This is a genomic window from Nesterenkonia alba DSM 19423, from assembly GCF_000421745.1.
Taxonomy (GTDB): Bacteria; Actinomycetota; Actinomycetes; order Actinomycetales; family Micrococcaceae; genus Nesterenkonia; species Nesterenkonia alba.
The window spans coordinates 60,617-73,929 of the sequence record NZ_ATXP01000010.1; the positions used below are offsets into that span (position 1 = coordinate 60,617).

The 13,313-nt window shown below is 66.3% G+C and carries 13 protein-coding genes, 4 tRNA genes and 1 riboswitch; of the genes, 16 read left to right on the forward strand and 1 reads right to left on the reverse strand.

Going from position 1 to position 13,313, the window contains the following annotated elements:
- The first annotated feature begins 4 nt into the window (after positions 1-4).
- Together glpX and fdhA are read left to right on the forward strand one after the other, a co-directional pair.
- A complete protein-coding gene (glpX, locus tag H578_RS0108555) occupies positions 5-1,039 on the forward strand; it encodes a class II fructose-bisphosphatase (RefSeq protein ID WP_022873282.1) in 1,035 nt (344 codons plus the stop codon).
- A 119-nt stretch (positions 1,040-1,158) separates the two neighbouring features.
- Positions 1,159-2,376: a formaldehyde dehydrogenase, glutathione-independent gene (gene fdhA, locus H578_RS0108560; protein ID WP_022873283.1), complete on the forward strand. Its 1,218-nt coding sequence runs from the start codon at positions 1,159-1,161 to the stop codon at positions 2,374-2,376.
- A gap of 50 nt (positions 2,377-2,426) precedes the next feature.
- Here the strand turns inward: fdhA and H578_RS0108565 are convergent, their stop codons facing one another.
- A complete protein-coding gene (locus H578_RS0108565; RefSeq protein ID WP_022873284.1) occupies positions 2,427-3,272 on the reverse strand; it encodes a hypothetical protein in 846 nt (281 codons plus the stop codon).
- A gap of 148 nt (positions 3,273-3,420) precedes the next feature.
- On the opposite strand from H578_RS0108565, the gene H578_RS0108570 reads away from it, so the two are divergent.
- The 14 genes from H578_RS0108570 (at position 3,421) to H578_RS14300 (ending at position 13,235) form a co-directional block, all read left to right on the forward strand.
- Positions 3,421-3,494 (forward strand) — tRNA-Gly (locus tag H578_RS0108570).
- 110 nt (positions 3,495-3,604) lie between these two features.
- Positions 3,605-3,675, forward strand: a tRNA-Cys gene (locus tag H578_RS0108575).
- Positions 3,676-3,701: 26 nt separating this feature from the next.
- Positions 3,702-3,773 (forward strand) — tRNA-Val (locus H578_RS0108580).
- A 64-nt stretch (positions 3,774-3,837) separates the two neighbouring features.
- Positions 3,838-3,911 (forward strand) — tRNA-Gly (locus H578_RS0108585).
- A 120-nt stretch (positions 3,912-4,031) separates the two neighbouring features.
- A riboswitch (FMN riboswitch) is annotated at positions 4,032-4,165 on the forward strand.
- Positions 4,166-4,179: 14 nt separating this feature from the next.
- On the forward strand, positions 4,180-5,274 hold the full coding sequence (gene ribD, locus H578_RS0108590; RefSeq protein ID WP_022873285.1) for a bifunctional diaminohydroxyphosphoribosylaminopyrimidine deaminase/5-amino-6-(5-phosphoribosylamino)uracil reductase RibD: 1,095 nt from the start codon (positions 4,180-4,182) through the stop codon (positions 5,272-5,274).
- 6 nt (positions 5,275-5,280) lie between these two features.
- Positions 5,281-7,278, forward strand: coding sequence for a bifunctional 3,4-dihydroxy-2-butanone-4-phosphate synthase/GTP cyclohydrolase II (locus H578_RS15940; RefSeq protein WP_022873286.1), 1,998 nt, complete (start codon positions 5,281-5,283; stop codon positions 7,276-7,278).
- Positions 7,275-7,769 (forward strand): 6,7-dimethyl-8-ribityllumazine synthase, encoded by a 495-nt coding sequence (ribH, locus tag H578_RS0108600; RefSeq protein ID WP_022873287.1) that lies wholly within the window; start codon positions 7,275-7,277, stop codon positions 7,767-7,769. The genes H578_RS15940 and ribH overlap by 4 nt, the downstream gene beginning before the upstream one ends.
- A gap of 10 nt (positions 7,770-7,779) precedes the next feature.
- Entirely contained in the window at positions 7,780-8,043 is a 264-nt protein-coding gene (locus H578_RS0108605) for a phosphoribosyl-ATP diphosphatase (protein WP_022873288.1), read from the forward strand.
- A 12-nt stretch (positions 8,044-8,055) separates the two neighbouring features.
- The gene (gene hisG / locus H578_RS0108610) at positions 8,056-8,922 is read left to right on the forward strand and encodes an ATP phosphoribosyltransferase (RefSeq protein WP_022873289.1); all 867 of its coding nucleotides are present in this window, start codon (positions 8,056-8,058) and stop codon (positions 8,920-8,922) included.
- Positions 8,923-8,934: 12 nt separating this feature from the next.
- A complete protein-coding gene (hisF, locus tag H578_RS0108615) occupies positions 8,935-9,699 on the forward strand; it encodes an imidazole glycerol phosphate synthase subunit HisF (RefSeq protein WP_022873290.1) in 765 nt (254 codons plus the stop codon).
- A complete protein-coding gene (hisI, locus tag H578_RS0108620; protein WP_022873291.1) occupies positions 9,696-10,019 on the forward strand; it encodes a phosphoribosyl-AMP cyclohydrolase in 324 nt (107 codons plus the stop codon). Before hisF ends, hisI begins: the two co-directional genes overlap by 4 nt.
- A complete protein-coding gene (locus tag H578_RS0108625) occupies positions 10,019-11,599 on the forward strand; it encodes a chorismate-binding protein (RefSeq protein WP_022873292.1) in 1,581 nt (526 codons plus the stop codon). Before hisI ends, H578_RS0108625 begins: the two co-directional genes overlap by 1 nt.
- The gene (locus H578_RS14295; protein WP_022873293.1) at positions 11,596-12,252 is read left to right on the forward strand and encodes a Trp biosynthesis-associated membrane protein; all 657 of its coding nucleotides are present in this window, start codon (positions 11,596-11,598) and stop codon (positions 12,250-12,252) included. The genes H578_RS0108625 and H578_RS14295 overlap by 4 nt, the downstream gene beginning before the upstream one ends.
- Complete coding sequence (locus H578_RS14300) at positions 12,249-13,235, forward strand: ketopantoate reductase family protein (RefSeq protein WP_022873294.1); 987 nt, start codon at positions 12,249-12,251, stop codon at positions 13,233-13,235. Before H578_RS14295 ends, H578_RS14300 begins: the two co-directional genes overlap by 4 nt.
- The last annotated feature ends 78 nt before the right edge of the window (positions 13,236-13,313 follow it).

Genomic DNA, 13,313 nt, shown 5'->3' on the forward strand with positions numbered 1-13,313 from the left:
CCGCATGACTGTTGAACACGACGACTCCCAGGACTACGCCCACCTCAACCCCCGCCTGGCGGTGGGGGACGACGAGCCCGACCGCAACCTCGCCCTGGAGCTGGTGCGCGTGACCGAGGCGGCCTCCATCGCCGGTGGTGCCTGGGTCGGCCGCGGCGACAAGAACGGCGCCGACGGTGCCGCCGTGGACGCGATGCGCTCGCTACTGGACACCGTCAACCTCAACGGGGTGGTCGTCATCGGGGAGGGGGAGAAGGATGAAGCCCCCATGCTGTACAACGGCGAACGCGTCGGAAACGGCACCGGTCCGGAGGCCGACGTCGCCGTGGACCCCATCGACGGCACTCGCCTGACTGCCCTGGGCTACAACAACGCACTGGCTGTGTTGGCGGTGGCCGAGCGGGGATCCATGTTCGACCCCTCAGCGGTGTTCTACATGGAAAAGCTCGTCACCGGCCCCGAAGCCGCGGACATGGTGGATCTGCGCCTGCCGGTGAAGCAGAACCTGCACCTCATCGCCAAGGCGACGGGCAAACGGATCGACCAACTCAATGTGTGCGTGCTGGACCGACCCCGCCACTCCAAGCTGGTGGAGGAGATTCGAGAAGCCGGTGCCCGGACCCGATTCATCATGGACGGCGACGTCGCTGGTGGGATCGCAGCGGCCCGGGAAGGTTCCGGGGTAGACGTGCTCATGGGCACTGGGGGAACTCCTGAAGGCATCGTCACCGCCTGCGCGATCCGCGCCATCGGGGGAGTCATCCAGGGGCGTCTGGCTCCCAAAGACGAACAGGAGCGTGAGCAGGCGGCAGAAGCCGGACACGACGTCGACACGATCCTCAGAACCGAGGAACTCGTCACCTCAGACAACTGCTACTTCGCCGCCACGGGAATCACCGACGGCGATCTGTTGCGTGGGGTGCGATACCACGGGGACCGGGTGTTCACCCAGTCGATTGTCATGCGCGCCAAATCGGGCACCGTTCGCATCGTCGAGGCCGAGCACCAGGCCCGCAAATGGGAAAGCTATACCCGCTAACGATCCACTCTGCTCCTACCCCTTGTGGGTGCTGACCTGGTGTTTCAGAATGGAAGAGGCACTGTGAGGTCCGTCTCACGGTCCAGCATCGGTCTGCCCGCAACGTCAGGAGAGAGGTCATGACGAGCACCAACCGCATTGTCACGTACAAGGGTCCCGGGAAAGTCGACGTCGAGACGTACGACTATCCGAAGCTGGAAATCCCGCAAGAGGTCGCTGACCACTTCGGCATCCCCACCAAGGCACCCCACGCGGTGATCCTCAAAGTCGTCACCACCAATATCTGTGGCTCCGACCAGCACATGGTCCGTGGCCGCACCACAGCCCCAGAGGGTCAGACCCTGGGGCACGAGATCACCGGGGAAGTCGTCGAAGCCGGTGAAGACGTCCTCTTCGTCAAAGAAGGGGACATCTGTTCGGTGCCCTTCAACATCGCCTGCGGCCGGTGCCGGTTGTGTTTCGAAGGCAAAACTGGCATCTGTCTCAACGTCAACCCGGCCCGTGCCGGCGCCGCCTACGGTTACGTGGACATGGGCGGCTGGGTCGGCGGCCAGGCCCAGTACGTCATGGTGCCCTACGCTGACTTCAACCTGCTGCGCTTCCCCGACCGGGACCAGGCACTGGAGAAGATCCTGGATCTCACCATGCTCTCGGACATCTTCCCCACCGGCTACCACGGCGCCTACACCGCAGGGGTGACCACCGGCTCTACTGTCTACGTCGCCGGAGCCGGGCCAGTGGGACTGGCAGCTGCGCTTTCTGCCCAACTATTGGGAGCCTCCGTGGTGATGGTCGGGGACATGAACGCCGACCGGCTCAAGCAAGCCGAGAGCTTCGGCTGCGTGGGCATCGACCTCTCCACCGAGGGCGACCTTCCGGACAAGATCGCTGAGATCACCGGGGAACCGGAGGTCGACGCTGCAGTCGACGCCGTCGGGTTCGAAGCCCGCGGCCACGGAGAATCAGCCGCAGAGAATCCAGCCACCGTGCTCAACGACTGTATGGAAGTCGGCCGGGCAGGTTCGGGTATCGGAATCCCCGGGCTCTACGTCACCGGAGACCCAGGAGCTCCCGACGACGCCGCCAAAGCAGGTCAGATCGGCATCAAATTCGGTCTCGGCTGGGCCAAGTCACAGTACATGGTGACCGGTCAATGCCCGGTCAAACAGTACAACCGGCAGCTGATGAACCTGATCCTCAGCGACAAGGCCCCCATCGCCAAGGCCGTTAACGCCCAGACCATCAGCCTTGATGAAGCCCCGGACGGTTACCAACAGTTCGACAGCGGGGCGGCGAAGAAATTCGTCATCGACCCCCACGGCATGGTCCCCGCCTGAGGTTTCCTCACACCACGAACGAGCCCATCAGAGGTCCCCTGCCGGTAGCTTCACACCGGTGGGGGACCCACAGGCCGTAACGCGGGGCCCGCCTCGGTGACCGCACGGGAATGTTCCCACACCTGCCGCAGGGCCCAGAACTTCCGCCAATGCGGACGCAGCACCTCGCTGCGGGCCTGCACCGCCGTCACCTCCGCCGACGAAATCCCCACCGCCAGCAGCATGACATCCTCCCGATGCGGCCACGACTCCCAGGTACCCGCATCAGCGTCAACGAGCACCTCCTCAGCACGCATCCCGGCGACCAACTGCATCACCACCGACTCATTGACTGGTTTACCCCGGCCATCCCGGGTCAGCCCACGGGTCTTGAAATCCACCAAGCACACCCGGCCGCCTATCTCAGCCACCAAATCCAAGGTGCCCGCATACCCCACCTGGTGATTCCAGACGGTGACCTCGGCAGCCAGTGGTCGCACCCCATAGAGCTCCCACCACTGATCGAACCGATCCGCGAAGGCCGTCTCCCCGTGCTCCTGCAGTGCCGCGTACGCCCCATCCGGGTCAGCCTCAGCACGTCCCAATGAGGCCAAGGCCACCTGCTCGGCATACTCGTGTACACGATCCCCACGGGCTGCTGCATCATCGCGAAAGCGCTCCGCCGCCGAGGCTGCGTTCCTGGCCAGTTTCCGCAGCCGATCCGGAGACCCCACACAGGCCGCCAACTGTGCATCCTCTGCCAGAGCAGTGGCCGCCATATGTCCCGCCCACCCGGAGAGGTCCCGGGACTCCTGCCCAATCACCGTGGTGATCGAGGGAACCTCAGGGGCCGACCCCGTCGAACGGGAATACATCCGGCCGAATTCCGTGGCATGGGCGAGAGAAGGAGCAGTCATGACCCACCAGTGTGCCACGCACCCCAGAGACGACACCGAGCCCGCATAGTTGGACGAGAGCCTCTCACCTGGGTTAAAGTGTCATGTCGTCGAAACGCTCACCTGCAGGTGCCGCGAAAGCGGAAACCAGGGGAGTATCCTCGACACTGCGGATGTAGCTCAGCTGGCTAGAGCATCACCTTGCCATGGTGAGGGTCGCGAGTTCGAATCTCGTCATCCGCTCGCGAACGGAGTGAACTCAGCCCGCCCGTGGGTGAGGAGTTCGCTCACGTGACGTGCGGGGCCTCGCCCCGCACCCCACCTCAGGGTGGGACCGGGAAGAACCCTAGTATGGTGGGGTGGCCGAGTGGCGAGGCAGCGGCCTGCAAAGCCGTATACGCGGGTTCGATTCCCGTCCCCACCTCGCAGAAGCACGACCCAAAAGGTCATGCGCGATTGGCGCAGTGGTAGCGCGCTTCCCTGACACGGAAGAGGTCACTGGTTCGAACCCAGTATCGCGCACGAGTTCGGGAGATTTCTGCTCTCACATGAGAGCCGGAGGAACTCGTGCTCACAACTGAAGAATGCGGACGTAGCTCAGCTGGCTAGAGCATCACCTTGCCATGGTGAGGGTCGCGAGTTCGAATCTCGTCGTCCGCTCCGCCCCAGAGGCCCCGGGCCCACGGACCACCCCGTGAACCCGGGGCCTTTGACATTGGCCATATGACGCCCCACGACCCGCCGGCAGAGCCCACGGCCAAGATATGGCAGGATTGATCCCACGTGCTTACGGGATCGGTGAAAATCCGAACCGGCGGTCACAGCCCGCGACCCGGCGCCCACAGAACACCGCGCCGGCTGAACCGGTGAAACTCCGGTGCCGACAGTCACAGTCTGGATGGGAGTGGCACGCAAAGGAGATGCACCATTGGGTCCAGACCCCACTGACGCCGCGCTCATGCGGCAAGCCCTGGAGGCCGCACACCGCGGCCACCGCGGAGCCAACCCGCTCGTCGGAGCAATCATCACCGACGAGGACGGCAACCGGCTGGCCATCGGCCACCACCGAGGCGCCGGAAGCCTCCATGCCGAACGCGACGCCGTCGACACCGCCCGCGCCCACGGCATCACCGACTTCACCGGCACAACCCTCTACACCACCCTCGAACCCTGCCGCACCCACGGCCGCCAACCCCCCTGCACCGACCTGATCCGCAGCACCGGGATCCGCAGAATCGTCTACGGGGCCACCGACCCCACCCACAACGGCGGAGGAGGCGACCAACTGCGCGAAGCCGGCGTCGACGTCGTCGGCGGTGTCCTCGCCGAAGAATGCCGGCAGCTCAACCACCGGTGGAGCCACGCTGCCGCAGAAAACCGACCCTTCGTGACCGTGCACCTGGCCCAAAGCCTCGACGCGCGCATCGCCGCCGCCGACGGCACCAGCCAGTGGATCACCTCTCAAGCCTCCCGTGACCACACCCACACCATCCGGCGACGCGTCGACGCCATCCTGGTGGGTACCAACACCGCTGTGATCGACGACCCCCGGCTCACCGCCCGCACCCCCGAGGGCACCCCCACCGACCAGCAACCCCTGCGCTGCGTGATGGGTCTGCGCGAGTTGCCCCCCGGAGCCACCCTCACCCAAGGACAGCCCGAAGGCCAAGGGTGGCTGCAACTACGCACCCGAGACCCGCTGACCGCCCTGCGCCAACTCGCTGCGACCCGCCACAACGGCCACCCCATCAAACACGTCCTCGTCGAAGGCGGCCAGAGCATCCTCTCCGCGTTCTTCCACCACCGACTCGTCGACGAAATCTTCGCCTACCAGGCACCCCTGCTGCTCGGCGCCGGACGCAGCGCCCTGGGCGACATCGGGGTGACCACCCTCAGCCAAGCCCACCGGTTCACCCTCGACCCCAGCGACGGCGGCCCGGTCACCCTCTTCGACGACGACGTCTGCACCCACCTCGCCCCGGCCCCGGCACCAGCCGGCACCCAGAGACCAGGAGCACACTGACCCACTATGTTTACCGGCATCATCACCGGCCTCGGCCGCGTGCTCGAACGTCGTCCCGACCACACCAAAGGTGTCGACCGGATCACCATCCACGCCCCCGGCCACACCGACGACCTCGCCCTGGGCGGATCCATCGCCGTCAACGGGGTCTGCGTCTCCGCAGTGGACATCGACGGCGAGACGATCACCGCAGAACTCATCGGCGAAACGCTCAAACGCACCACCTTCGGACAGATCCAGGCCGGTGACACCGTCAACCTCGAACGCTGCCTACCGGCCGGGGCCCGCCTCGACGGGCACGTCGTCCAAGGCCACGTCGACGGTATCGCCACCCTGAGCGACCGTGACCGCAACGACGGCCGCCACCGCTTCACCCTTCCCGCCGAACTCGCCGGATTCCTGGCCGAAAAAGGATCCATCGCCGTCGACGGAGTCTCCCTGACCATCACCGCCGTCGGCACCGACGACGACGGCAGCCACTACTTTGAGGTCGGACTCATCCCCACCACGCTCGCCGAGACGACCCTGGGGGAGCTGAACATCGGCAGCAACGTCAACATCGAAGTCGACGTACTCGCCAAATACGTCCGCCGGATGCTCGCCTTCGAGCACGCCCTCCCCGGCCCTGAACCTGAGCGCAACGGCACCAGCACCCTGCCCGCGGTCCCCGCACCCCAGACACCGGGGCCCATCCTTGACACTGTCGACGTCGCACTCAACCAGCTCGCCGGTGGCCGGCCCGTCATCGTTGTCGACGACGCCCACCGAGAGAACGAAGGCGACCTCGTCTTCCCCGCCGAATCCGCCACCGACGAACTCATGGGATTCACCATCCGGCACAGCTCCGGGGTGATCTGCGTCCCCTTCAGTGAAGAACGTGCCCGGCACCTGCAGCTTCCCCCCATGACCGAGGTCAACGAAGACAAAAAGGGCACCAACTACACCATCAGCTGTGATGCCCGCGAAGGCGTGAGCACCGGCATCAGCGCCGCCGACCGCGCCCGCACCGCCCGGGTCCTCGCCGACGCCGGCAGCGAACCGGGGGACCTCACCCGGCCGGGCCACATGTTCCCGCTGATTGCCCACCACGACGGCGTCCTGGGTCGCGACGGGCACACCGAAGCGGCAGTGGACCTCTGCCGGCTCTCCGGCCACACTGAAGTCGGTGTCATCGCAGAACTCGTCCACGACGACGGCTCTATGATGCGGCTGCCCGCCCTGCGGGAATTCGCCGATGAACACGGCCTGGCCGTCATCAGCATCGCAGACCTCATTGCCTACCGCGGCGGCACCCCCAAACCCGACGCGGTGCGCGACCTCGTCGTCACCAGCTGGGAAGCACCCCAAGAAGAAGCCGCCCAACTGGTCACCGGAGGGCCCGTGGTCAGCCTGCCCACCGACTACGGGGTCTTCCGCGCCCAGGTATGGACCGAACACGCCACCGGCCACGAACACATGCTGCTCTCCGCCGACGCCGCCGAGACCACCACCCCGCTGGTGAGACTGCACTCCGAATGCCTCACCGGAGACGTCCTGCACTCCCACCGCTGCGACTGCGGCACCCAGCTGGCTGCCGCCCTCGAAGCGGTCGAACGCGACGGCGGCCACCTGCTCTACCTGCGCGGACACGAAGGCCGCGGCATCGGCCTGGCCAATAAGATGCGTGCCTACAAACTCCAGGAAGAAGGCGCCGACACCGTCGAGGCCAACGAAATGCTCGGCCTGGCCGCCGAACTGCGCGACTACACCGGAGCCGCCGCCATCCTGCACGCCGCCGGCATCACCAGCTTGCGGTTGCTGACCAACAACCCGGCCAAAGTCGAGGCGCTGGCGGCCACAGGACTGGAAGTCACCCAAGTGCCCTCCGCCGGCGTCGTGCGCGAACACAACGCCCGCTACCTGCGGACCAAACGCGACAAAATGGCCCACATGCTCGACCACCTCGCCCTGAACGAACAGAGCGAAACCACACAGTCAGCCATCGAACAGGGAGAAACCCCATGAGCGGAACCGGAACACCGCAGCTGCAACCGGCCGAACTGACACACCTGCGCACCACCGCCGCCGACCTGCGCGTAGCGATCGTCGCCTCCCGCTGGCACGAGACCGTCATGGACGGACTCATCACCGGAGCCGAACGCTTCCTCAACCAGGTGTCTCCCGCCGAGGTGAACATCTACCGTGCACCGGGATCCTTCGAACTTCCCGTCATCAGCGCCCACGCGGTGGAACACCACGAGGCCGTCATCGCCCTGGGTGTGGTCATCCGGGGCGGCACCCCCCACTTCGAATACGTCTGTCAGGCCGCCACCGACGGGCTGGCCTCCCTGGCGGTGACCAGCCGGACCCCTATCGGTTTCGGGCTGCTGACCTGCGACACCGAAGACCAGGCCCTCGCCCGGGCCGGACTGGCCGGTTCCACCGAGGACAAAGGCTTCGAAGCCGCCCACGCCGCCATCGCCGCCGCGGCAGAAATTGCGCGTGTCACCGCATAGGCTGTACCTGATGAAAACCTTTGATGAGCTCTTCGCCGAACTCGCGCGCAAAGCCGAAGACCGGCCCGCCGACTCCGGCACCGTCGCCGCCCTCGACGCCGGGGTGCACACCATCGGGAAGAAAATCGTCGAGGAGGCCGCCGAAGTGTGGATGGCCGCCGAGTATGAGACCGAGGAGGCCACCGCCGAGGAGATCTCCCAGCTCATCTACCACCTGCAGGTGATGATGCTCGCCAAGGGGCTCACACCCGACGACGTCTACCGCCACCTCTAGAGGGGACCCCCTATGCTCCGAGTCGCCGTGCCCAATAAAGGCGCCCTCTCCGAGGCCGCCGGCCAGATCCTCAGTGAAGCCGGTTACCTTCAGCGCCGGGACCGCAAACAACTACGCCTGATCGATGAAACCAACCAGGTGGAATTCTTCTACCTGCGGCCTAAGGACGTCGCGGTCTTCGTCGGCCAGGGCATCATCGACCTCGGTCTCACCGGGCGGGACCTCTTCGCCGACGCCGGAGTATGGCACGGAGCCGAAGAAGTGATGGGCTTAGGCTTCGGCCGGGCCACCTTCCGCCTGGCCGCACCCCGGGGAAGCTTCACATCCGCGGCCCAACTGGCCGGCAAACGCGTCGCCACCACCTATGACACTCTGCTGCGCAGTTGGCTCGATGACAGCGGCATCGACGGCGTCGACGTCGTCCACCTCGACGGAGCCGTGGAATCCGCCGTCAGCCTGGGGGTGGCTGATGCCATCGCCGATGTTGTCGAAACCGGCAACACGCTCAAAGCCGCCGGAATGGAAACCTTCGGTGAGCCCATCCTGGAATCCGAAGCCATCCTCATCTCCGCCTCCGGGGAACGCACCTCGGTGGGGGACCGTACCGGGGCTGACCGGCTCATCCGCCGCCTGCGAGGGGTGCTGACCGCCCGCCAATACGTCATGATGGACTACGACATCCGGCGGGAGAACCTTGCCGCCGCCACTGCGGTTACCCCCGGACTGGAATCGCCGACGATCTCCCCGCTGGCCGATGAGAACTGGGTGGCGGTGCGCTCCATGGTTCCCGCGGCCGAGACCAACCAGCTGATGGACGAGCTCTACGACCTTGGCGCCCGCGCCATTCTGGTGACCACCATCCACGCCTGCAGAGTCTGAAACCCTTCCACTATGTCACTAGCCATCCGCGTGATCCCCTGTCTCGACGTCGACGCCGGCCGCGTGGTCAAAGGGGTCAACTTCGAAAACCTCCGCGACGCCGGCGACCCGGTGGAACTGGCCCGCCGATACAACGAGGCCGGAGCCGATGAGCTCACCTTCCTCGACGTTACCGCCAGCACCGACTCCCGGGAGACCACCTACGACGTCGTCACCCGCACCGCCGAGGAAGTCTTCATTCCACTCACCGTCGGTGGTGGAGTGCGCAGCGTCGAGGACGTGGCCCGCTTACTGCAAGTCGGTGCGGACAAAGCCTCCATCAACACCGCGGCTGTGCGCAGACCCGACGTCATCAACGAGATCGTCTCCCGGTTCGGCAACCAGGTCCTGGTGCTCTCCGCCGACGTCCGGCGCAGCCAGCAGACCCCCTCAGGGTACGAAGTCACCACCCACGGCGGACGTACCGGCACCGGTATCGACGCTCTGGCCTGGATCGCCGAAGCCTCCGAACGGGGGATCGGTGAAATCCTGCTGAACTCCATTGACGCCGACGGCACTCAGGATGGTTTCGACCTGCAGATGATCGCCGATGCGCGGGCAGTCACCCGAGTACCGCTGATTGCCTCCGGGGGTGCGGGAACACCGGAACACTTCCCACCGGCTGTCGAGGCCGGGGCTGATGCCCTCTTAGCGGCCAGCATGTTCCACTTCGGCCCGGTCGATATGATCGCCCGGGTGAAGACCGCACTAAGAGAGGCAGGCCACCCCGTCCGATGAGTGCCGCCACCACTGTGAACTACAACGCCGAGGGGCTCGTCCCCGCCATCGCCCAGGACGCCTCCACCGGGGAGGTGCTCATGCTCGCCTGGATGAACCGAGAAGCCCTCCAGGCCACCCTAGACACCCGCCGTGCCACGTACTTTTCCCGCTCCCGCAACCAACTGTGGGTCAAAGGCGAGACCTCCGGACACACCCAGCACGTGGTCTCGGTGGCCCTCGACTGCGATGCCGACACAGTCCTACTGACCGTGGAACAGACCGGCCCGGCCTGTCACACCGGGGAACCCACCTGCTTCACCGGAAGGGAGATCGGCTGATGCAACCCCTCGGCGTCGTCACCCCTGCCGAAGACGAATTCCTCCACCTGGCCCGCAACCACAGGGTTATCCCGGTCACCACCACCGTGCTCGCCGACGCGCACACCCCCTTAAGCATCTACCGGGCCCTGACCGATGCCGAACCCGGGACTTTCCTCATGGAGTCCGCTGCCCCCGGTGCCGCCTGGGACCGCTATAGCTTCATCGGAGTACGCTCTGAGGCCACCCTCTCCGAGCACGAGGGGAAAGCCCACTGGATCGGTCGCCCCCCGGCGGGCACCCCTGCTGAGGGCACCACCGCAGACGTGCTGCGCCGCACCCTGGACTTCCTCACCGGGGACAGCAACCGCTCCGATCCCGGCACAGGCCAGGGGACTGGCCCCACCGCCTTGCCCCACCTGAGTTCCGGGCTGGTCGGATACATCGGCTGGGAGGTCGTCCGGCACTGGGAGCGGTTACCCCACCCCCCGGCCGAAGGCCTTGATCTACCGGAGATGGCCATGCACCTGGTCTCCGACCTCGCGGTCCATGACAACCGCAGCGGCACCGTGACGCTCATCGCCAACGCGATCAACCGGGATGGCCGCCCCGAAGGCGCCGAACGAGCCTACGCCGAGGCCCTCGCCCGCCTGGAGACCATGCGCCACCAGTTGGCCCGTCCGATTCGCCCCCACATCGCTGTGGCGGAGCCTGACTGGACAGAAGACGTCGAAGAGGACCTCACCACCCGGGTGCAACACACCTGGAATGAGGACGAATACCTTGCCACTCTCGGCAAGGCCAAACAGGCCATTACCGACGGTGAGGTCTTCCAGATCGTGGTCTCCCGGCGCTTCGAGGTGACCACCGGGGTCGACGCGGAGACGGTCTACCGCATGCTCCGGCTGCTCAACCCCAGCCCGTACATGTACCTGATGCACTTCGAAACCCCCGCCGGTGAGCCCTATCAGGTGGTAGGAGCCTCGCCGGAGGCGCTGGTCACTGTCGAGGACGGCGTCGCCGTGTCCCACCCCATTGCCGGCACCCGTCCGCGGGGTGCTACCCCCTCCGAGGATGCCGCCCTGGCCGAGGACCTGCTCGCTGATGAGAAGGAACGCGCCGAGCACATTATGCTCGTCGATCTCGCGCGCAACGACCTGGCCAAAGTCTGCGAGCCTGGCAGCGTGGAGGTCACCCGCTTCATGGCGGTGGAGCACTTCAGCCACGTGATGCACTTGACCAGCCATGTCCAAGGCACGGTGGCGTCGTCGGCCTCTGCCTACGATGTGCTCGCTGCGACCTTCCCTGCGGGCACTCTCTCCGGGGCGCCGAAACCGCGGGCGTTGCAACTGCTCGACGCCTGGGAACCCACCCGCCGCGGCATTTACGGGGGAGTGGTGGGCTATTTCGACCTCTCCGGGCGGATGGACGCGGCCATCGCGATCCGCTCAGCAGTGCTCACCGGCGGGAAAGCCTACGTGCAGTCCGGTGGCGGGATCGTCGCCGACAGTGACGACGAGGCCGAACGCCTCGAAACCGTCAATAAGGCAGCCGCCCCGCTGCGGGCTGTGCTCGCCGCCGATAGACTACGCGGCGTATGACCAGCACCGATCCCGACGACGCCGGCACCACCACACCACACAGCGGCACTTCATCCCGTCCCCGGCTCAGCCGGCGGATCGTGGTGCTGCTGGGCCTGGCCGCCGGTGGGATGCTCTTCCTCAGCGCCACCCAGACGTGGGTGACCGCCGAAGGCTTGCCGGAGACCGCAGCCGCGGAGGCCGTCGATATTGCCGGCACCGAAGTCTCCGATACGGTCACCGCGATGGCGCTGGTCGGCCTAGCCGGCGGAGCCGCCCTGTCGATCGCCCGCCGAGTGGCTCGGATCGTCATCGGTGCGCTCATCCTGGCCGCCGGGGCGCTGGCAGCGGTGACCGTCATCCGGGTGCTCCTGGACCCTGCCGCCCAGACACTGACCGCGCTGGGGGAGATCACCGGCACCACAGAACCTGCCGCCGGCTACGAGGTGCAATGGGCCCTGGGGACCGCTGCAGCCGGGGCGGTACTGCTGATCGCCGCCGGGATCCTCACCCTGGTGGCTGGACGAAGGTGGCCCGACGCCGGCGCCAGCAAGAAATACGCTCGGCGCACCCACGGCGCCGGCACCACCGGGGCAGAACACGCTCCAGACGAATTCGACCTGTGGGACGACCTCTCCGCCGGAGAGGACCCGACGGAGGACCGCACACCATGAGCATTGGCCGTATTGTCATCATTGGCGCTGGAGCAGTCGGTGCCGGAACCGCTGCCGAACTTGCCTTACGCGGGCGGGAACATCTGCTGATCGGCCGGGGTGAACAGATCCGCCACATCGCAGCCCACGGGCTGAGCTACCGCCGTCCTGATGGGGTTACCCAGGTGCCCATCACCACTTGCGAGGGAATCGAAGCAGCCGAACTGCAGCCCGAAGACCTCCTCATCATGGCGACCAAGACCCAGCACGTGGAGGAGGCGTCCCAACAGGTGGCCTGGAAGTCCGTCGGCGAGGGCACTGCCGCCACGGATCTGCCGATCCTCACCCTGCAGAATGGCATGGAGGCCGAACGGATCCTGCTGCGGCGCTTCGAGCGGGTCTATGGGGGATCCATCCTCATTCCCGCCAGCTACACCCGCACCGGGGAGGTGATCTCCGGGGCCGCCCCGAAGATCGCCACCTTCGTCCTGGGGCGGGCACCTCGGGGGCTTGATGACACCGCTGAGCAGATCGCCGATTTGCTGCGCGGTATCGACTGGCTGGTGCAAACCAGCGACGATGTCATCCGGTGGAAAGCTCGGAAGCTACTGCACAGCGTGAAGAACGGCCTCGAACTGCTCAACACCGATGACGAGGCCCGGCAGCGGGCGGGCAAGGCCCTCTCCGCAGAGGCGCGGGCGGTCTTCGACGCTGCGGGGATCGACCCCGCCGACGACGCCGAACGCACGGTGGACCTTTCCCAGTTCCAGGTCGATGAACGCAGCGGATACAGCCCCGGTCAGCAGTCCACATGGCAATCGTTCACCCGTGGGGCCAGCAGCCATGAGGCCGATTACCTCAACGGCCAGATCGTCCTGCTCGGCCGAGAACTGGGGGTGCCCACCCCGGTGAATGCAGCCCTGCAACGGGCCCTGGGTGAAGCGTGGCTGCACGGTCAGCGTCCCGGTGAGATCCCCGCCGCAGGCGTGCTCGCCGCGATCTGATGTGCCACTGGCTGAGATGTGACGTCGCACCGGTCACACGGCTCTGGCTGGCGTGGCAGAATGGGTGACGAGCTTTTC

Coding starts and splice junctions, on each gene's coding strand:
- H578_RS14300 (WP_022873294.1), top strand. CDS start 12,249: ATGAGCATTGGCCGTATTGTCATCATTGGCGCTGGAGCAGTCGGTGCC.
- H578_RS0108605 (WP_022873288.1), top strand. CDS start 7,780: ATGAAAACCTTTGATGAGCTCTTCGCCGAACTCGCGCGCAAAGCCGAA.
- H578_RS0108565 (WP_022873284.1), bottom strand. CDS start 3,272: ATGACTGCTCCTTCTCTCGCCCATGCCACGGAATTCGGCCGGATGTAT.
- H578_RS14295 (WP_022873293.1), top strand. CDS start 11,596: ATGACCAGCACCGATCCCGACGACGCCGGCACCACCACACCACACAGC.
- fdhA (WP_022873283.1), top strand. CDS start 1,159: ATGACGAGCACCAACCGCATTGTCACGTACAAGGGTCCCGGGAAAGTC.
- glpX (WP_022873282.1), top strand. CDS start 5: ATGACTGTTGAACACGACGACTCCCAGGACTACGCCCACCTCAACCCC.
- hisG (WP_022873289.1), top strand. CDS start 8,056: ATGCTCCGAGTCGCCGTGCCCAATAAAGGCGCCCTCTCCGAGGCCGCC.
- H578_RS15940 (WP_022873286.1), top strand. CDS start 5,281: ATGTTTACCGGCATCATCACCGGCCTCGGCCGCGTGCTCGAACGTCGT.
- hisF (WP_022873290.1), top strand. CDS start 8,935: ATGTCACTAGCCATCCGCGTGATCCCCTGTCTCGACGTCGACGCCGGC.
- ribH (WP_022873287.1), top strand. CDS start 7,275: ATGAGCGGAACCGGAACACCGCAGCTGCAACCGGCCGAACTGACACAC.
- hisI (WP_022873291.1), top strand. CDS start 9,696: ATGAGTGCCGCCACCACTGTGAACTACAACGCCGAGGGGCTCGTCCCC.
- H578_RS0108625 (WP_022873292.1), top strand. CDS start 10,019: ATGCAACCCCTCGGCGTCGTCACCCCTGCCGAAGACGAATTCCTCCAC.